Origin of the sequence: Allostigmatella hybrida (assembly GCF_020103775.1) — a bacterium.
GTDB classification, from domain to species: domain Bacteria; phylum Myxococcota; class Myxococcia; order Myxococcales; family Myxococcaceae; genus Hyalangium; species Hyalangium aurantiaca.
This window is the reverse complement of the sequence record NZ_JAHXBH010000001.1, coordinates 1,158,069-1,175,737: the sequence shown is the minus strand read 5'-3', so window position 1 is coordinate 1,175,737 and position 17,669 is coordinate 1,158,069. Positions and strand designations below refer to the sequence as shown.

The following is a 17,669-nucleotide window of genomic DNA, read 5'->3' as shown; positions in this document are numbered from 1 at the left end:
TCCGGTGAGCGGCGCGCCTCTACCCTTCCCCTTCGTGACGGATGTGGAACTCGCCGCGCGGCTGCGCACCAATCTTTTGGGCTTCAAGCGCCTGCAGGCCTCGGGCTCCCCGGCGTGGAACCTGAATCTGCCCGGGGTCTGGGCCTCCGTCCGCCCCACCGTGCCCCAGGTGCTCTACCTCCAACAGGTCTTCTTCTGGGACACGGGGGCGCTGGCCTCCGCGCTCCACCCCCTCGAGGCCTTCTTCCGCGGCCACGGCATCCCCGCCTGGCGGGTGCAGGTGCCCTCCGGGGAGCCCGAGGCCGAGCACGTCCTGCGCCAGGCGGGTTACCGCCGCGAGGACGCGTTCGAGGCCATGGGGCTGGCCTTCGCGCAGGTGCCCTCCGCCCCGCCCCGCTTCCCGGTGGAGCCCGTCCGCACGCTGGAGGAGCTCATCCCGTTCAGCGCCGGCATCTTCGGCTCCGATGCGGGGCTCCAGCCGTGGCACCTCCACCCCCCCGCCACGCTGCATGCGCTCGTCGTGCGCCGCGAGGGCCGGGTGCTCGCCTGTGGCCTGTCCCTGGACGAGGCCGACACGGCGGGCATCTACCTCGTGGCCACGGCCCCGGAGGCCCGCCGCCAGGGGCTCGCCTCCGAGGTGATGCGCGGCCTGCTCACCCACGCCCGCGGCCGGGGGCGCGCCGCGGCCGTGCTCCAGTCCACCGCGCTGGGCCACGGCGTCTACCAGCGCCTGGGGTTCCGGACCGTGGGCCGCTGGACCAACTGGGTGCGCCGCCTGAACACCCCTCTCCCAGCCGCCGGCCAGGAATGAAAGAATGCCAGGAGTCCTTCTTGGTAAGATGGGGGAGAGTCTCCGGCATGCGCCCTTCTGAGGAAACCGAGCCTCTCGTTCAGCTCCAGAAGCGCTACCTGGCTGCCCAGCTTGCGGGAGATCGCCGCGAGGCGCTGCGCCTGCTCGTCGATGAGGGGCTCTTGCGCGGCATTCCCCTGCAGGACTTGCACCTCAAGGTCATCCAACCCGCCCAGTACGAGATCGGCCGGCTCTGGCAGGAGAACCACATCTCCGTGGCCCAGGAGCACCTGGCCACCGCCATCTCGCAGCTGGCCTTGTCGCACCTTTACCGCCACCTGCCGAGGGATCCCTTCAATGGCAAGGTGATCATGCTATCGTGCGTGGAAGGTGAGTTGCACGAGGTGGGGGCGCGCATGGCCGCGGACTTCTTGGAAATGGCCGGCTTTGACGTGCGCTTCCTCGGGGCCAATGTTCCCAGCCACCACCTGGTGCGCATGGTGCGCGAGCAAACGCCGGATCTGCTGGCCCTCTCCGTGACGATGACCTACCACCTGCCGGCCCTTCGCGACGCGGTGGCCGTGGTGCGCGAGGCCGTCCCCAAGTTGCCCATCGCCGTGGGGGGCCTGGCCTTCAGCTGGGTGCCCGGCCTCGAGAAAGAGCTCGACGTCGCCTTCTTCGGAAAGGACGCGCGCGAGCTGGTCGCCTCGGCCTGCAAGACGCTGGGAGTTTGAGCCCCATGGAAGCACTTCACCGTCAGATTGACGCCCGGGCCGCGCGTCTCGCCAGCGCCTCCGTGGACTGGATGTACCAGGATCCGTTCTGGCGGGCGCGCTACGGCGAGGAGCGGGCCCGGCGCTTTGGCAACGAGGATGCGCTCTTCCACGTGCGCTACCTCATGCAGGCGCTCCAGGAGACCCGCCCCTCGGTGATGGAGGGCTACGCGGCCTGGCTGCGCCCGCTGCTCGCCGGCCGTGGCATGTGCACCCGCCACCTGGATCAACACTTCGCGGGGCTCCAGGCGGCGCTGGCCACCGAGGGCTTCGGCCCGGACTCGCCCGCCCATGCCTACGTCCAGGCCGCGCGCACGGCGCTGCTCTATCCTTCGGGCCCCGCCCGGGTGATCCAAGAGGCCACCCCCGCGGTGGCCCAGCGCACGCTGCAGGCCCTCGCCCTGGAAGTCCCGCCCCCCCTCCATTCCCAGGTGGAGGAAGAGGGCCTGCTCCAGCTGTCCTACCTGGCGGACGCCCTGGGCATGAACCGGCCCGAACTCTTTGCACAACATGCCAGCTGGTACCGGGAGTTCTGGCCCCAACGAGGGCTGGACAGTCTTCCTTTTCAGAGATTTCTTGAGGCACTGGACGCCGCCCTCCGGGAGCACCTCGTGTCCACGGCCCCCACGGATGTCGAAACAGTCCGGGCGGTGCTCGCTTCGGCGCGCGCTGCCCTTTAGGAGAAGTCTTTCATGACGGCTGCCCCATTCGCCTCACGCCTGCTCGATGCGTTGAGCCGGGAAGTGGCGCTCGTGTGTGACCCGGGCGGAACCATCACCTGGGCGGATGCCCGGGCGGAGACCATCCTTGGGGCTCAAAAGGGCAAGCGGCTGCGGGCGCTGGCGGCGCAGGGCACCGAGGAGAAGGTGGACCGGTTGCTGCTCCAGGCCCTCGAGGAGCGCGTGGATGGCTGGGAGCTCATCCTGTGCGCTGGCGAGAACAAGCCCACCACCTTCGCCTTCCGCGCCCAGCCCTACGAGGGCCAGGTGGTGATGGTGGGCAGCCTGGTGCCGGAGGACTACGGCGCGGCGCTCTCCCAGGTCAGCTCCACGCTCAGCGAGCTGTCCGCGCTCCACCGGGAGACGGAGCGCCAGCAGCGGGAGCTCCAGCGCCGCGCGGACGAGCTGCAGCGGCTCAACCGCGAGCTGGAGGAGTCCAACCGCGGCGTGCGCAGCCTGCACGCGGCCCTGGACGAGAAGGCCGAGAGCCTTCAGCGGGCCGCCGAGGTGAAGGGCCGCGTGGTGGCCAACGTCAGCCACGAGTTCCGCACCCCGCTGCACTCCATCCTCGGCCTGTCCAAGGTGCTGCTCAACCCGCTCAATGGGCCGCTCACCACCGAGCAGGAGAAGCAGATCCAGTTTGTCCGCACCTCCGCCGAGGCGCTCTACGAACTGGTGAATGACTTGTTGGATCTCTCCAAGATGGAGGCGGGCAAGGCGGTGCTGCGCCCCAACCGCTTCGTGGCGGGCGACTTCGTCAGCGCGCTGCGCGGCATGATGCGGCCGCTGCTGCCCCCGGAGTCCCCGGTGGAGATCGTCTTCCCGGAGAGCCCCTCGACGGTGGAGCTGGAGACGGACGAGGCCAAGCTCAGCCAGGTGCTGCGCAACCTCGTCTCCAACGCGGTGAAGTTCACCGAGCAGGGCACCATCGCCATCCAGGTGAGCCAGGGGCCGCGCGACACGGTGTGCTTCAGCGTGAAGGACACCGGCATCGGCATTCCTCCGGAGTACCAGGAGCGCATCTTCGAGGAGTTCATCCAGGTGGAGACGCCGCTGCACAAGAAGGTGAAGGGCACCGGCCTGGGACTTCCGCTGGCGCGCCGCCTCACCGAGATGCTGGGGGGCACGCTCACCGTGCAGAGCACGGAGGGCAAGGGCTCCACCTTCACCGTCACCCTCCCCCGCGTCCACCCCGAGGTGAAGGAGATGGCGGGGCTCTCCGAGCGCAGCCAGCACCTGGATCCCGCGCGGGCGCCCGTGCTGGTGCTGGAGGACGACCGGCAGACGCTCTTTCTCTACGAGAAGTACCTGGAGCGCTCCGGCTTCCAGGTCCTCGCGGTGCGCACCGTGGAGGAGGCGCGCCGCACCGTGCAGCGCGTGCGCCCCGCCGCCATGGTGCTGGACGTGATGCTGGAGGGCGAGACGAGCTGGAGCTTCCTCGCGGAGATGAAGAGCCGGGAGGACACCCGGGACATCCCCATCCTGGTGGTCACCATCACCGACCGCGAGCAGAAGGCGCGCGCCCTGGGGGCCGACGAGTTCTGGCTCAAGCCCGTGGAGCCCGACCGGCTCAGGCGCAAGCTGGACGAGCTGGCCCACCGCGGCCCCGTCGAGCGCATCCTCATCATCGACGACGACGAGGTGCACCGCTACCTGCTCAAGCAGCTGCTCAAGGACACCCACTACGTGCTGATGGAGGCCAGCGGCGGCCAGGATGGCGTGCAGCTTGCCCGGGACAAGGCCCCCCACCTCATCTTCCTGGACTTCCTCCTGCAGGACATGACGGCGTTCGACGTGCTGGACCAGCTGAAGGCGGACCCGCGCACGCGCGAGATTCCCGTCATCCTCCACACCTCCCAGGAGCTGAAGGAGAACGAGCGCTCGCGCCTGGCCCAGGAGACCGCGGCCATCCTCGCCAAGCACACCCTGAGCCGCGAGGTGGCCATCTCGCGCATCCGCGATGCCCTGGCCAAGGCGGGACTGGGCACCCGCATCGAGGAGCGGGAGGTGCGCCGTGGCTGAGTTCCTCAACGCGACCATTCTCAACGTCAACGACGACAACGCCAGCCGCTATGTCGCCAGCCGCATCCTCGAGATGGGCGGCTACCGCGTCATCGAGGCAGGCACCGGCACCGAGGCGCTGAAGCTCGCCGCGCAGCACCGCCCGGACCTCATCATCCTGGACGTGAAGCTGCCGGACATCCTCGGCTACGAGGTGGCCTCGCGCCTGCGCGCCAGCCCCGACACGGCCTCCATCTCCGTGCTGCACACCTCCGCCACCTTCGTCACCCCGGACAAGCGCGTGCAGGGCCTGGACGCGGGCGCGGACGGCTACCTCACCCAGCCCTTCGAGCCCGCGGAGCTCATCGCCACCGTGCGCAGCCTCCTGCGCCTGCGCCACGCGGAGCGCGAGCTGCGCGTGCGCGCCGACCAGCTCACCGCCGCGGACCGCCGCAAGGACGAGTTCCTCGCCATGCTCGCCCACGAGCTGCGCAACCCGCTCGCCGCCATCATGACGGCCATCGGCATCCTGGAGCGCAAGCCCACCGAGGACGTGAAGGAAGCGCGCATGCGCGCCATCATCCAGCGGCAGACGCACCACCTGGCGCGGCTCGTGGACGACTTGCTGGATGTCAGCCGGATTACCCGGGGCAAGGTGGAGCTGCGCCGGGAGCGGCTGGACGCGCTGTCCGTGCTCCAGCAGGTCATCGCCCTCATCCGTCCGGTGGCCGAGGGGCGGGGCCTGCGGCTGGAGAGCACGCTGCACGAGGGGCCCCTGTGGGTGGAGGGAGACCCCACGCGCCTGGAGCAGATCTTCATGAACCTGCTCGACAACGCGGCCAAGTACACGGACGCCGGGGGCCGCATCTTCGTGCAGGCCTACCAGGAGGGCGTGGACGGCAGCGCCCGGGCCGTGGTGCGCATCCGGGACACGGGCATTGGCATTCCCAGCCACAAGCTGCCCGACATCTTCGAGCTGTTCAACCAGGCGGACGAATCCCTGGAGCGCTCGCGCGGCGGCCTCGGCATCGGGCTGACCCTGGTGCGCAACCTGGTGGAGCTGCACGGGGGCACCATTGGCGCCACCAGCGGCGGCACCGGCCAGGGCAGCGAGTTCGTGGTGAAGCTGCCCCTGTGCGCCGCCGTCCCCGTCACGGCCGGCCAGCCGAAGCCCCTGGACGGCGCCCGCCACCGGCGCATCCTGCTGGTGGAGGACAACTCGGACGCGCGCCAGGCGCTCAAGGACCTGCTGGAGCTGTGGGGCCACCAGGTGCAGGTGGCGCAGGATGGGAGGGAGGGCGTGGCCCTGGCGCTGACGGTCCACCCGGACCTGGCGCTGGTGGACATCGGGCTGCCGGGACTGGATGGGTACCGGGTGGCGGAGGAGCTGCGGGCCCGGGTCGGGCGGAACATCCGCCTGGTGGCCATCACCGGCTACGGGGGCCCCGAAGATCGCTCGCGCGCGCACCAGGCGGGTTTCGACCACCACATGGTCAAGCCCGTGAAACCGGACGAGCTCAACCGGCTGTTGATGAACCTGTGAGCCGCTCCGGGCGTTAGCGGCGCAGCAGCGCCTTGGCCACCAGTCCCAGCAGCTTGATGTGAGCCGGATCCAGCTGGCGCATGCTGCGCAGCAGTCGGCGGATTTCCGGCCGCTCGGCCGGGGGCGTGGGCGCCTCCGAAACACGGTTGATGGGGCTGAGCTGCGCCAGGCCCAGCAGCTCATCGGAGGAGACGTTCAGCTCGTGGCACAGCTTCAGCAGGGTCTGGACGCTGGGAAGCATGCCCCCGCGCTCGAGACGCCCGTACACCTCCGTCGCCACGTCGATGCGCTCCGCCACGTCTGCCTGTGTCAGCTCCAGGCGCATCCGGGCGGCACGCGCCGCAGCGCCGATTGTCGATGCGAGTTCTTTGTCCATGCTTCCTTGCCCGACCCGAAGGGTGCGGTTGACGGCTTAGGACGTATGGAGGCAGACGCACAGAACTTGCCGGGTAGATCGGTGTGTCTTCACCTGGCAGGTCGCTGACTGAGACAGGATGGCGCGTCGCGGCGTCATCAGGATTCGCCGGACGCGTCAAGTTGGATGCTGGCGCCCTACGGGCCAGGCCACCCCGCGGGCCCCGTGGCGCTCACGTGGGGATTCTCCGAGCGGGTTCACGCCCGAGCGGCCCCGCCGCGGGTTCCAACCCAGGATGCTCTGTGGGGGCGCCGAATCCACGGGGTCTCTTCCGGGTGAATCATTTCAGGGGCTGCGTAGGTGAGAAATGAGGACCTGACCCGGGAGGTTCTCACCCCACCCCTCGGAACAGGTCTTTTCCGGCCTGAACCTGATACGTCTGGGAAGCCCCGGATCGACGCACTTTTTCCGCGCCGGGAAGCGGGAGGAACCCTCCTGTGCGGGCCCTGAGTGCCCTAGGCTGCGGGCATGAAGTGGAGACCGGGACGCCGCAGCCTGCTGACGAAGCTCTACATCGCCATGGGCATGGTGGCCCTGCCGCTGCTGTTGCTCCACCCGCTCTACGTGCTGCCCGCAGTCCGGGCCCAGCTGCACGCGGACCGGGTGCGCACGCTGCGCAGCGTGGTGGAGACCGCCTACGGCGTGCTGGAGATGTACCAGGCGAAGGTCACCGCCGGGGAGCTGTCCCGGGAGCAGGCCCAGGCGGCCGCGGCCCAGCAGCTCCAGGAGCTGCGCTACGGCAAGACCGAGTACTTCTGGGTCAACGACATGTCGCCACGGCTGGTGATGCATCCCCACCTGCCCGCCATGCTGGGCCAGGACCTGACGGCGTACCGGGATGCGCGCGGCAAGGCCGTCTTCGTGGACATCGTCCAGCTGGCGAAGACCCAGGGCGAGGGCGCCATTGCCTACGCCGCCACACGCCCGGGCAGCAAGGAGCCCATCCCCAAGGAGTCCTACGTGAAGCTCTTCACCCCGTGGGGGTGGGTGCTGGGCACGGGCGTGTACGTGGAGGACATCGAGAAGGAAATGGCCGTCATGGAGCAGCGCCTGATGGTGACGGTGGGCGCGGTGCTGCTGCTGGTGGCGGGGGTGGGCTGGGTCTTCTCCCGGCGGGTGGTGCGGCCCGTGCGCATGCTGTCCGAGGCCGCCAAGCGCGTGGCCGCGGGAGACCTGAACGTCACCGTCCCCATGGACAAGGAGGACGAGGTGGGCCAGCTCGGCCATGCCTTCAACACCATGGTGACGGGCCTCCGGGACACGGTGCAGGGCATCGCCGCGGTGGCCGACTCCACCGTGGCCCATGCCGACCGCATCCGGCGCTCCTCCGAGGTGCTCGCCATGATTACCCGCCAGCGCTCCGAGCAGATGAAGCTGGTGGCGGAGTCGGTGCAGGAGATGAGCCGGGGGATGTCTCAAGGCGCCCAGCAGGCGCTGCTCACCGCCCAGACGGCAGAGAGCAACGGCCGCGTGGCGGCCGAGGGCAACGAGGCGGTGGAGCGCTCCTCACGCAAAATCGGCGAGCTCGTCCAGATGGTGCACCGCGCCGCGCAGATGGTGGCGCGGCTCCAGGCCTCCAGCGAGGTGGTGGGGCAGATGTTGCAGCTCATCGAGGACATCACCACCGAGACGAACATCCTGGCCATCAACACCGCCATCGAGGCGGCGCGCGCGGGCGAGAGCGGCAAGGGCTTCAGCGTGGTGGCCGCCGAGGTGCGCAAGCTCGCCGAGCGCTCGCGCGACGTGGTGTCCCAGATCGGCCACCTGCTGAAACAGAACCAGGAGGAGACCACCGCCGCGGCGGCGCAGATGCGGCAGGGCACCCTGAAGGTGGAGGAGGGCGTGCGGCTGTCCACCGCCACGGGCGATGCCCTGGAGCGCATCGTCTCCGGCGCCCGGGAAATCCAGAGCCGGGTGAGCACCCTCGCCTCCGAGGGGACCCGGCAGTCCAGCTCGGGCCAGTCCCTCGCCCATCGCATCCACTCCCTGTCCGCCAGCGCGGAGGACGCGGTCACGGGGGTGGAGCAGATCGCCCAGTCGGTGCTGGATCTGCATGCGCAGGCCCAGCACTTGTGGACGCTCGCGGCCCGATTCTCACCCGCGGAGGCGCGCAAGCCCATTGCCCCCACGTCGCAGGACGCGTGACCCGTCAAGGCGGTTGAGGCGGGTGCGCCCGGCGTGACTAAATCGGTCCGCCGCGCCGTGCCCACGAACGCTCCTCTGTCCCGGGAAGACGCCATGAAGCCTCGGAAGCCCCCGCCGCACGTCTCCCTCACCGAGGTGGCCTCGCTGCACCGCCAGGCCTCGCGGATGAAGCGCGCGGCGGAATCCTCCCAGGCGCTGGAGCTGCTGGACGAGGCCCTGGAGTCCTGTCCCGCGTACGTGCCCGCGCTGCTGCTGGCGGGCCGGCGCCTCCAGACGAGCACCTCGGAGGGGCCTGCCGAGAAGCGCGCCGGGCTGCGCAAGGCACGCCGGTACCTGCAGCAGGCGGTGCTCGCCTCGGACCGCTCGGCGGCCTCCCTCGTGGAGCTGGGCTACTTCCTGCACGTCGCCGAGGGCGCCTCGGACGCGGCGGAGCGCTACCTGCTCGCGGGCGTGGAGAAGGCGCTGACCGTGCTGGAGGATGGGTGGAGCGGGCTCATCGACGTGCTGTACGCCCAGGGCCGGCTGGAAGAGGCCGCCGCGCTGGGCCAGCGCGCGCAGCACCTCTTCCCGGACTCCGTGCGCATCGCCACCTCCCTCACCCCGGTGATGGCCGCCCTGCCCGCCCCGAAGCCGAAGCGCGCGGCCGCCTCGGGGCGTCGCCGCGGACCCACCCGGGGTTGACGCACCGCGACTGAGACACCTGTCTCCATATTGTTTCACGTTGGCTGTACACTTTCGCGAGCGTCCCTCCTCCGGGAGGGCGCCCATCCCCCTTCAAGGAGAATCACGATGCGTTTGCGCTCCTGCCAAGCCGTGCTGGGTGCGTTGTGCGTGGGCTCGTTGTCCCTGGGCTCGTTGTCCCTGGGCTGCGGCCCGGAGCTCGCCTCCGGTGAGGCGCAAACCGCCCCCGCTCTGGCCACGCACGAGGCGGAGGCCGTCTCCACCGCGGGCTTCACCCCGCACTTCAGCCAGTGGCTGACGGCCAACGGCTACGGCGGCTACAACTTCGTCCGCACGGACATCTCAGGCGCCAGCTACGGCGGCAAGAGCAGCGCCAGCGACACCGTGGTGAACCAGCCCGTCATCTTCATCCACGGCAACTCGGACAAGGCCATTGGCACGGGGACTGCGGGCCAGACGGGCTGGAACGCCTCCATCGAGTACTTCCTGTCCCGGGGCTACAAGCCGAGCGAGCTCTACGCGATGACGTGGGGCCCGGCGAACGTGATGCTCTCGTCGCAGCAGTACCACTCGAAGACGTACGTGATGAAGGTCCGCAAGTTCATCGAGGCGGTGAAGGCGTACACCGGGGCCTCGAAGGTGGACATCGTCACCCACTCCATGGGCGTGACGCTGGCGCGCAAGGCGCTGCTCGGCGGCACCGCGAACGACGCGCTGGAGGGTGGCTCTTACACCGTCGGCCCGGCGCTCACGTCCTCGGTGGACACCTTCGTGGGCATCGCCGGCGGCAACCTGGGGCTGACGAACTGCTACACCTCGGGGGCCACCACCCCCACGTGCGGGGCCACCAACGGCCTCTTTCCGGGAAGCTGGGCGGGCGCGGGCCCCTCGGCCTACCTGAAGAACCTCCAGTCCAGCCAGGGCTACGAGGGCGCCTACCGCTACGCGCTCTACTCCACGGCGGATGAGGTGGTGGGCTACGGCGGCCTCGTCTACGGCGCGTACACCTCCCGCATCCCGGGGCAGACGGGCGAGAAGGTGTACACGGGCTACCCGTACGGGCACTTCAACTCGAAGGACCTGACGGCGGAGGTGCAGTACGAGATGGTGAAGAACCACCGCATCCCGTAGCGCTCAGGGCGCGGGCGCCAGCGCCCCCAGGAACGTGGACACCGCGGCGTTGTACTCCTGGGGGCAGTCGAGCTGCACCGAGTGGCCGCAGCGCGCGAGCCCCACCAGCGACGAGCCCCGCAGCCCCGCGTGGCCGTACGCCATGATGTCCCGGGTCCAGCCCCCGTGGAGGAAGGGGTTGGGAATGAGCCGGTCGTCCTCGCCGAAGACGATGAGCGCGGGCGCCTGGACGCGGCCCAGGTTGTCGCGCACGAAGTCGTTGTGCGCCAGCCCGTCCACGGTGCGCACGTTGGCGTAGGCGTAGGCATCGAACGCGGGGGTGTTCACCACGCGCACGCGCTCCTCGATGAGCCACTCCAGCTCCGGGCGCCAGCGGGCGAAGTTGGACTGCCGCACGCTGCCCCAGAGGTTGTACTCGGGCGAGGACTTGATGAAGGCAGAGGTGAGCGAGCGCCGGAACCAGCGCTTCTCCTTGTCGGAGAACTTCTCGAAGCCGGCCGGCGAGGTGAGCACGAGCGCGGCGGGCTCCTCGGGGTAGCGGATGGCGTAGGAGAGCGCCGTCTGCCCGCCCATGGAGTGCCCCACCAGGATGGGCCGCTCCACGCCCAGCGTCTGCACCAGCTCGCGCACCGCGTCCGCCATGGCCTCCATGGTGTACGGGAACGTGGCGGGCTTGTCGGACTTGCCGTAGCCGGGCAGGTCCACCGCCACCACGCGGTAGCCCTGCTGCGCGAAGGCATCGAGCTGGTAGCGCCAGAACTTCAGGTACGAGCCCAGCCCGTGGATGAACACGAGCGTGCGGGTCCCCTGGGGGTTGAGCTCCACGTAGGCCACCTGGGGCACGGAGGCCAGCTGGTAGGCCTCCGCCGTCTTGGGCAGCGGCACCCGCTGGAGCGGCCAGGGCTGGCCCTCGAGCGAGGTGTAGGGGAAGTCCTGGAAGTCCAGGGGCGGCTGGGAGCGGTAGGAGCGGACACACCCCGAGGCGAGCACGGCGGCGAGCAGCAGGGCCGGGACGGCGCGAGAAGTCGTCATGATCAGAACGCGTACCAGGTGAAGGTGGTGAAGCCGGCCCAGGGGTTGGACGTCACCCGCGCGGCCCCGTCATAGAAGCTGCCCTTGAACATGTAGCCCGCGTGCAGCCCCACGGTCATGAGGTAGCGGATGTGGTACTTCAGCTCCGCGTTCACCTCGGCGCCGATGAAGCGGCCGCGCTCCACGCCCTCGTCCCAGCGCGGCGGGGTGACGGTGCTGGAGGCCATGGCCGCGCCCAGCTTCAGGTTGAGCTTGTTCGGGATGAGGTCCATGGCCCCGGTGGCGATGGCGGCCTGCAGGCCGTAGCCCTGGTTGGAGATGTCCGTCACCGCGCCGGTGTAGTTGTTGGCCGTGCTGGTGAAGGGGAAGAGGATCAGCGTCTTGTGGTTGAACCACACCGCGCCGGGCAGGCCGTACTGGTTGAGGGTGAAGGCGCCCGTGTACTTGCCGTCGGTCAGGTCCTTGTCGCCGGTGGTGTAGATGCCCTCCAGCGTCACCACGTCGCTGCCGGTGCGGCCCCAGTTGTAGGCGGCCTCCACGTTGGCGGACAGGCCGCTGATGTCCACGGTGCGGTTGAGCGGCGTCTCGGGGTTGCTGCTCTCGTAGCTGCCGCCGTTGTACATGACGAAGCCGGAGGCGGCGAAGGGGCCCGTGCGGAAGTCGATGTTGTGGTTGAAGTGCGCGCCCAGCCAGAACACCGAGCCGGTGGGCCGGTCGATGCTGAAGCGCGCCGAGCCGGTGAAGCCGCCCAGGCCTGAGGAGGACGGGCCGCTCTTCACGAGCCCCTCGAAGGCGAACGCATCGCCCTTGGTGTCATCCTTGAGGCCCCAGGCGGACACGCCCACGTTCGTGCCGGGCTGCACCGGGTACACGTAGTCCGCGGTGAGCAGCCAGATGTACTTCAGGCGCGGATCATCCTCGAGCGCCTTGTCCGCCTGCGCGGTGCCCAGCGGCAGCAGGCTCAGCTTGGCGTGGCCCTTGTAGCTGCTGAAGAGGGACAGGCCCGTCGCATCGCTGCCCAGGAAGGTCAGCTTGTAGCCGGTGCGGATGATTTCGCTGAGCGCGGAGCGCGTCGGGTCCTGGTACGAGTCGTACACGGGCTGCGCGCCGATGAGCAGGGTGAGCTTCGACGGATCCCGGAACGGGTAGAGCGCGACGTTGATGTTCTTCGTCTGAAGGTTGATCTGGTCGGCGTTGAAGCCGCCGCCCTCGTTGGGCTGCACGGTGTTGGCCGCGCGGCCCCAGAGGAAGTCCACCTCGAACTGGGCGCGGAAGCTGGCCAGCCCGTCCACGAACCACGGGCTGTACTCGATGATGGGAATCCAGCGCTGCTCGATGAAGTACGCCTGCGAGTCCTGCACCCGCACCGCGCTGCCGGTCAGGTTCCCGATGGGCCCCAGGGACACGCCCTTGAGGCCGCTGGGGTCCCCCACCTGGTTGGTGAAGGAGCCCCGGGTGAAGAAGTAGTTGATGAGCGAGAACTCGCGCGGCTCGGCTTCCTTCTCGCGGTCCTTCTCGTCCTGCCAGGGACCGTAATACGCGCCCGGGACGGTGGTGGGGCTTGCCTCTGCGGGAAGCCCGGTGCCCAGCGCCCCCAGGACGAGGGCGGCCGCGCCCCCCCGGAGGGTCCTGCCTGATTCAACCTTCAACCACCACGTCATAAACCCCTCGGGAGCGAGAAGGAGCCGTCACACGCCGGGGCGCGCTACTGCCCGGCGGAGACCATATAGACCTGCTTCGCGTTACCGGTGAAGGGCGCATTGTTGAGCGTCACCGTGGAGGCACCGACCGCGCCCGCGGCGCAGTTGGCACCCACGGCCTGGCCCTCGAAGAAGAGCTCCAGGGTGAGCGTCTTGCCCTCCTCGCTCAGCATGCCCCGGCCCACCTGCTTGAAGCCCACGAAGGTGATGGTGATGTCGAAGCACTCGCCATTGCCCTTCACGTTCTCGATGAGCACGCCGGTGGAGGTGAAGGTCTGGGTGCCCGAGGCCACGTGGTCACACCCATCGGCCCGCACGGTGGCCAGCGAGCTGTTCACGGTGAAGTTCCCGCCCGAGCTGGTCATCTGCACCTTCTCGTAGCACTGCGAGGAGGAGCCCAGGTTCAGGTCCTCGCTGAAGCCATTGGGGTGGCTGGGGATGTTCGCCCCCTCCATCAGCATGGTCTTGCCGTCGAGGTACGTGCGGATGCCATCGGCCGTGGTGAACTTCTGGGAGCCGGGGGGAGGCGTTTCTCCGTCAGAATCGTCCCCGCAGCCCACGAACCCGAGCGCGCACAGCACCACCGCCGACAGCAGCTTCTTCTTCATGTGTGGAGACTCCTCTTGAACCCGGCGGGACGCCGGGGACGACAGGGACAACGGGGGGGCGAGGTTCCGGATGGGGTCACGCGCGGCTCGCGAGGCACGCTGGAGGAATCCTCTCTCAAACACGGGTAGCATCGCGTTGACATCTTTGTCAAAACCTCGCGTGACATGGCCCCGTGCGTCATGACCTCCCTGCTCCTCGTGCTCCTCGCGTCCTCACCGGCGGCCCCTTCGCTCCCGGAGATCCTCCAGCAACGGATCGCCCAAGTGAAGGGGGCATCGGTGGCCGTCGCGTACCTGGATCTCGGTGATTCCCGGGACACGGTGTTTCTGGGGGCGGAGGCCGCCTTCCACGCGGCCAGCACCATGAAGGTGCCGGTGATGATCGAGTTCTTCCGGCAGGTGGATGCCGGGAAGCTGTCCCTGGATCAGCCCGTGCCCCTGGCCAACCGGTTCGCATCCATCGTGGATGGCTCGCCGTACACGCTCGATGCGACGGAGGACGAGGATGCCGCGCTCTACGAGCGGCTGGGCCAGTCCGTGCCCGCGAGCGAATTGCTGAAGCGGATGATCACCCGCTCCAGCAACCTCGCCACCAACACCCTCATCGCCCGGGTGGACGCCAAGCGCGTCACCCGCACCCTGCGGGCCCTGGGCACCCGCTCGATGACGGTGCTGCGGGGCGTGGAGGATGCGAAGGCCTACGCGAAGGGGCTCAACAACACCGCGACGGCGAAGGACTTGGCCACGCTGCTCGCCGCCCTCGAACAGGGCAAGGCCGCCTCCCCGCGCTCGACCCAGGCCATGCGGGACATCCTCCTCGCGCAGGAGCTGAACTCGCTCATCCCCGCGGGCCTCCCGCCCGGCACCCCGGTGGCCCACAAGACGGGGCAGATCTCCGGCGTGCTCCACGACGCGGCCATCGTGTATCCGCCCTGCCGCGCCCCCTATGTGCTCGTGGTGCTCACCCGGGACATCCCCGAGGCCCCGGTGGCCGAGGCGCTCATCGCGGACCTCGCGCGCCAGGTGCATGCCCACGCGGTGCGGCCCCTCGCCAAGCCCTGAGCGCGCTTGAGGCTGGCCAGTGCCCGCGCGTTGGACATAGCCTCCGCCCCCTTTCAAGGTGGCCCCGCCACCGCATCCCCAGGAGATTCTCCATGCAGCTCAAGGACCTGAAGATCGTGGTGACGGGCGGAGCCCAGGGCATGGGCGCGCACTTCGCGCAGCGGCTGCTCGAGGCCGGGGCCCAGGTCGCCGTCGGCGACATCAGCGAGGACAAGCTCGCCGCGCTGCCCGCGGGGATTCACCGCCGAAGGCTGGATGTCTCCAGCGAGGAGGACTGCACGGCCTTCGTGAACTGGGCGCACGGGGCCATGGGCGGCCTCAACGGCCTCATCAACAACGCGGGCATCCTCCGGGACTCGCTCCTGGTGAAGAAGGACAAGACCACCGGCGAGGTGAAGAAGCTGAGCACCGCGGACTGGAACGCCGTCATCGGGGTGAACCTGACGGGCGCCACCCTCATGGTGCGCGAGGTCGTCACCAAGATGGTGCAGACGGATCAAAAGCCGGGCGTCATCGTCAACATGTCCTCCATCGCGCGGCACGGAAACCGCGGCCAGTCCAACTACGTCGCGGCCAAGGCCTCGCTGGCGGCCAACACCGTCACCTGGGCGCGCGAGTTCGCCCCGTTCGGCGTCCGCGTGGGCGCCGTGGCCCCCGGCATGATTGAGACACCGATGACCCAGGGCATGAACCAGAAGGCCCGGGACGCGCTGGTGGCCGCCATCCCCGTGGGCCGCATCGGCCTGCCCGAGGACATCTGGATCGCCGTGAAGTTCATCCTCGAGTGCGACTACTTCAACGGCCGCACCCTCGACGTGGACGGCGGCCTCGCCTTCTGAGGCGCGGGCCCGTGAAGCAGGCAAGCAGGGAGCCCCTCGGCCGCGGCCCAGGGCCCCTACGCGGGTGAAACTTAAATCCGGGATGCGCTGTCTATTGGGACATGAACGGCTTTCTCGTCTTGTGTCCAACCGCAGACAAGAAATCGGCCTTCGCAGCCTCTTGGCAGGTTGCCGCGATAAATCAGAGAATCTAGATTATTCAGGAAGAAGAACTTGGGCGCGTCGGTTCTCTTCAGGAGTGAAGTTCGAGCGACATGGCTGTGCCGGCTTCGAACTCGGGAGCGCGCCGCAACTGGTCCAACACGCGGGGCGCACAGCGCAAGGTCAACATGGGAAGCGAGCCACCTGGCTCACTGACGGCCCGGACCGCGCCCAGCAGGTGGTGCGCCTTGAGCCAATCCATGAGGCTGTCGCGAAATTGAGCGCTGGCGGCCTGGCCGTCACGGTACAGCTCGGCCCGGCTCCGGGGCGCCGAGGCGACCGGGCGTGCGGGCATCCGGTCCTCCGCCGGCATGACCATCACGTCAATCCACTCCGATGACGCGGCGTCACCGCCGCTGTGGCCCGGCAGGGGCCGAACCCGGGGAGACGCGCGCGGTAAAGCGTACAGGCTCTTTCCGGATCCGCTCTGTTTCCTGCTCATGGCCATCAACCCTTCCCCGGGCCCGGCGTTCTAGTGGCGCCGACCCCGGACACAACGACCGTCACCGATATACAGCCAAGCCCTTGCCTGTGCGGTGAACCGACGAGCGAGGAAGCTTGATCGTGTTGCCCAGTATCAAATCCCTGACTTCGGCCGCCGTCAAGTCAGGAGCACGGCAACGATACAGTGCTGCGATACCCGCTACATAAGGGGCAGCCATGCTGGTGCCACTCATTCTCTCATAAAAAGCCTGGTTGTTGCAGCGCCGCTCGGTGCTTGAGTAGATGTTAACACCGTATCCCATGGCGTCCGGTACAACCCGCTTCCCTACGGCGCCACTGGCCGAGAAACTGGCCACTCGGCGGTCAAAGTCGACTGCACCGATGGCCAGTGCTTCGGGAAAGCCTGCTGGGTAACCAACCGTGTTGGGTCCACTGTTGCCTGCCGCAACAACGGGCAGCACGTTGCTGTCGAGCAGCCGGCGAATCATGCTCTGCAGGGCGCGCAGGTTCAGCCGGTAGTCGGCCTCGCTGATGCCCTGCGGACACTGCACCGGGAAGCCCAGCGACATGTTCACCACCGCCGGCCGCGAGGCGTTCTCCGGGCGGGAGAACTGGTGCAGCAGCCAGTCCATGCCCGCCGCCACCCGCCCCAGGCTGGTGCGGATGGTCTCCGACTCGATGACCGAGGCGACATAGAGGTCCACCTCGGGGGCGACCCCATGGTGCACCCCCGCGGCGATGCCCGACACGTGCGTGCCGTGGCCCGACGGATCAAACCCGCGGATGTCGCGCGCCGGCGTGTGCGGCGAGTTGGGGAACAGCGAGACGTAGCGGAACTGGATGACCTTGCTGGCGTGCTCGGGGTGGTCGGCGTCCACGCCGGTGTCGAGGATGCCCAGCATGACGCCCGCGCCGCGGATGCCCTCCGCGTGCGCCAGGGACACGCCGCACTCGGCCGGCCACTCGCGCTCGGACAGCGAGGCCATGCCGCGGTTGCGGGGGCCCGTCTGCCCGGCCACCGGGCCGGGGAACGAGAGGGGCACCACGTCCGGGACGAACTCGAAGTCGCCCTCCAGCTCCCCGCGCGCGGCGCGCTCGGCCTGATCCGAGTAGAAGTGCGCCATCGTCGCGCCGATGAGCGGCATGTACCGGTACGAGCCGTTCTCCAGCCCGGTCAGCTCCTGCACCGGCCCGGGGATGGGCGTGGCCTGGGCGGCGACGATGTTGCCCCGTGTGCGCCCGGTCTTCCTGTTCGCCGCCTGCTTCACGGCGGGCCGGGCGCCCGGCAGCGTCGCCGACCGCAGCCCGAGCTGCTGCAGGGCCTCGGCCGCCCGCTCGGCGCCTCCGAAGCGCAGCGCTGTGGACCGCAGCAACTGACGCTCGCCGCGCGCGGTCCCCCTGACCCCATCGCGCGCCTGGGTTTCGATGCTCTCCTTGGAAACCAACAGATAGGACCTCATGGACTGTGCACTCCTCACTGGAACTTCGGACGGCTAGGGGACCTCGGGCTCGCTGCTGGGAAAGGGGGAATGAGCACCTCCGGCTGATTCAGGTGTTGAGCCAACCCATCGGGATGGACACAGCG

Annotated in this window: 16 protein-coding genes; 10 read left to right on the top strand and 6 right to left on the bottom strand. The window is 69.0% G+C overall.

The window, feature by feature from the left end:
• The first annotated feature begins 4 nt into the window (after positions 1-4).
• From KY661_RS04725 to KY661_RS04705, 5 genes are read left to right on the top strand one after another with little or no spacing between them, the layout of a single operon-like run.
• On the top strand, positions 5-811 hold the full coding sequence (locus KY661_RS04725; RefSeq protein WP_225409042.1) for a GNAT family N-acetyltransferase: 807 nt from the start codon (positions 5-7) through the stop codon (positions 809-811).
• 47 nt (positions 812-858) lie between these two features.
• Complete coding sequence (locus KY661_RS04720; RefSeq protein ID WP_225409041.1) at positions 859-1,524, top strand: cobalamin B12-binding domain-containing protein; 666 nt, start codon at positions 859-861, stop codon at positions 1,522-1,524.
• A gap of 5 nt (positions 1,525-1,529) precedes the next feature.
• Positions 1,530-2,243, top strand: a complete 714-nt coding sequence (locus tag KY661_RS04715; protein WP_225409040.1) for a hypothetical protein — start codon at positions 1,530-1,532, stop codon at positions 2,241-2,243.
• Positions 2,244-2,255: 12 nt separating this feature from the next.
• Positions 2,256-4,304, top strand: coding sequence for an ATP-binding protein (locus KY661_RS04710; RefSeq protein ID WP_225409039.1), 2,049 nt, complete (start codon positions 2,256-2,258; stop codon positions 4,302-4,304).
• On the top strand, positions 4,297-5,826 hold the full coding sequence (locus KY661_RS04705) for a response regulator (RefSeq protein WP_225409038.1): 1,530 nt from the start codon (positions 4,297-4,299) through the stop codon (positions 5,824-5,826). The genes KY661_RS04710 and KY661_RS04705 overlap by 8 nt, the downstream gene beginning before the upstream one ends.
• A 13-nt stretch (positions 5,827-5,839) precedes the next feature.
• Here KY661_RS04705 and KY661_RS04700 read toward each other — a convergent pair whose 3' ends face one another.
• Positions 5,840-6,202, bottom strand: a complete 363-nt coding sequence (locus tag KY661_RS04700) for a helix-turn-helix transcriptional regulator (protein ID WP_225409037.1) — start codon at positions 6,200-6,202, stop codon at positions 5,840-5,842.
• A 507-nt stretch (positions 6,203-6,709) separates the two neighbouring features.
• Here KY661_RS04700 and KY661_RS04695 point away from each other — a divergent pair.
• From KY661_RS04695 to KY661_RS04685, 3 genes are all read left to right on the top strand, one after another.
• Positions 6,710-8,386 carry a methyl-accepting chemotaxis protein gene (locus KY661_RS04695; protein ID WP_225409036.1) on the top strand — a complete coding sequence of 559 codons (1,677 nt, stop codon included), beginning with the start codon at positions 6,710-6,712 and terminating at the stop codon, positions 8,384-8,386.
• Positions 8,387-8,479: 93 nt separating this feature from the next.
• The gene (locus KY661_RS04690; RefSeq protein WP_225409035.1) at positions 8,480-9,067 is read left to right on the top strand and encodes a tetratricopeptide repeat protein; all 588 of its coding nucleotides are present in this window, start codon (positions 8,480-8,482) and stop codon (positions 9,065-9,067) included.
• Between the two features lie 108 nt (positions 9,068-9,175).
• Positions 9,176-10,198: a lipase family protein gene (locus KY661_RS04685; RefSeq protein WP_225409034.1), complete on the top strand. Its 1,023-nt coding sequence runs from the start codon at positions 9,176-9,178 to the stop codon at positions 10,196-10,198.
• 3 nt (positions 10,199-10,201) lie between these two features.
• Here KY661_RS04685 and KY661_RS04680 read toward each other — a convergent pair whose 3' ends face one another.
• Genes KY661_RS04680 through KY661_RS04670 form a run of 3 tightly spaced genes read right to left on the bottom strand, consistent with a single transcriptional unit; the run spans position 10,202 to position 13,538 of the window.
• The gene (locus tag KY661_RS04680; protein WP_225409033.1) at positions 10,202-11,230 is read right to left on the bottom strand and encodes an alpha/beta fold hydrolase; all 1,029 of its coding nucleotides are present in this window, start codon (positions 11,228-11,230) and stop codon (positions 10,202-10,204) included.
• 2 nt (positions 11,231-11,232) lie between these two features.
• Positions 11,233-12,891, bottom strand: a complete 1,659-nt coding sequence (locus KY661_RS04675) for a hypothetical protein (RefSeq protein ID WP_317987209.1) — start codon at positions 12,889-12,891, stop codon at positions 11,233-11,235.
• Between the two features lie 44 nt (positions 12,892-12,935).
• The gene (locus tag KY661_RS04670) at positions 12,936-13,538 is read right to left on the bottom strand and encodes a hypothetical protein (RefSeq protein WP_225409031.1); all 603 of its coding nucleotides are present in this window, start codon (positions 13,536-13,538) and stop codon (positions 12,936-12,938) included.
• Positions 13,539-13,718: 180 nt separating this feature from the next.
• Between KY661_RS04670 and KY661_RS04665 the strand changes: the two genes are divergently transcribed.
• The gene (locus KY661_RS04665; RefSeq protein ID WP_225409030.1) at positions 13,719-14,600 is read left to right on the top strand and encodes a serine hydrolase; all 882 of its coding nucleotides are present in this window, start codon (positions 13,719-13,721) and stop codon (positions 14,598-14,600) included.
• Between the two features lie 92 nt (positions 14,601-14,692).
• The gene (locus KY661_RS04660) at positions 14,693-15,439 is read left to right on the top strand and encodes an SDR family oxidoreductase (RefSeq protein ID WP_225409029.1); all 747 of its coding nucleotides are present in this window, start codon (positions 14,693-14,695) and stop codon (positions 15,437-15,439) included.
• Positions 15,440-15,671: 232 nt separating this feature from the next.
• On the opposite strand, the gene popD is transcribed toward KY661_RS04660, so the two are convergent.
• Positions 15,672-16,082 (bottom strand): PopC secretion inhibitor PopD, encoded by a 411-nt coding sequence (gene popD, locus KY661_RS04655; RefSeq protein ID WP_450097567.1) that lies wholly within the window; start codon positions 16,080-16,082, stop codon positions 15,672-15,674.
• Positions 16,083-16,143: 61 nt separating this feature from the next.
• The gene (gene popC / locus KY661_RS04650; RefSeq protein ID WP_225409027.1) at positions 16,144-17,544 is read right to left on the bottom strand and encodes a subtilisin-like protease PopC; all 1,401 of its coding nucleotides are present in this window, start codon (positions 17,542-17,544) and stop codon (positions 16,144-16,146) included.
• Positions 17,545-17,669: the final 125 nt, after the last annotated feature.

Excerpts from the sequence above, each read along its gene's own strand:
- KY661_RS04720 (WP_225409041.1), top strand. The coding sequence starts at position 859 with ATGCGCCCTTCTGAGGAAACCGAGCCTCTCGTTCAGCTCCAGAAGCGC.
- KY661_RS04715 (WP_225409040.1), top strand. The coding sequence starts at position 1,530 with ATGGAAGCACTTCACCGTCAGATTGACGCCCGGGCCGCGCGTCTCGCC.
- KY661_RS04710 (WP_225409039.1), top strand. The coding sequence starts at position 2,256 with ATGACGGCTGCCCCATTCGCCTCACGCCTGCTCGATGCGTTGAGCCGG.
- KY661_RS04700 (WP_225409037.1), bottom strand. The coding sequence starts at position 6,202 with ATGGACAAAGAACTCGCATCGACAATCGGCGCTGCGGCGCGTGCCGCC.
- KY661_RS04695 (WP_225409036.1), top strand. The coding sequence starts at position 6,710 with ATGAAGTGGAGACCGGGACGCCGCAGCCTGCTGACGAAGCTCTACATC.
- KY661_RS04690 (WP_225409035.1), top strand. The coding sequence starts at position 8,480 with ATGAAGCCTCGGAAGCCCCCGCCGCACGTCTCCCTCACCGAGGTGGCC.
- KY661_RS04685 (WP_225409034.1), top strand. The coding sequence starts at position 9,176 with ATGCGTTTGCGCTCCTGCCAAGCCGTGCTGGGTGCGTTGTGCGTGGGC.
- KY661_RS04680 (WP_225409033.1), bottom strand. The coding sequence starts at position 11,230 with ATGACGACTTCTCGCGCCGTCCCGGCCCTGCTGCTCGCCGCCGTGCTC.
- KY661_RS04675 (WP_317987209.1), bottom strand. The coding sequence starts at position 12,891 with ATGACGTGGTGGTTGAAGGTTGAATCAGGCAGGACCCTCCGGGGGGGC.
- KY661_RS04670 (WP_225409031.1), bottom strand. The coding sequence starts at position 13,538 with ATGAAGAAGAAGCTGCTGTCGGCGGTGGTGCTGTGCGCGCTCGGGTTC.
- KY661_RS04665 (WP_225409030.1), top strand. The coding sequence starts at position 13,719 with ATGACCTCCCTGCTCCTCGTGCTCCTCGCGTCCTCACCGGCGGCCCCT.
- KY661_RS04660 (WP_225409029.1), top strand. The coding sequence starts at position 14,693 with ATGCAGCTCAAGGACCTGAAGATCGTGGTGACGGGCGGAGCCCAGGGC.
- popD (WP_450097567.1), bottom strand. The coding sequence starts at position 16,082 with ATGAGCAGGAAACAGAGCGGATCCGGAAAGAGCCTGTACGCTTTACCG.
- popC (WP_225409027.1), bottom strand. The coding sequence starts at position 17,544 with ATGAGGTCCTATCTGTTGGTTTCCAAGGAGAGCATCGAAACCCAGGCG.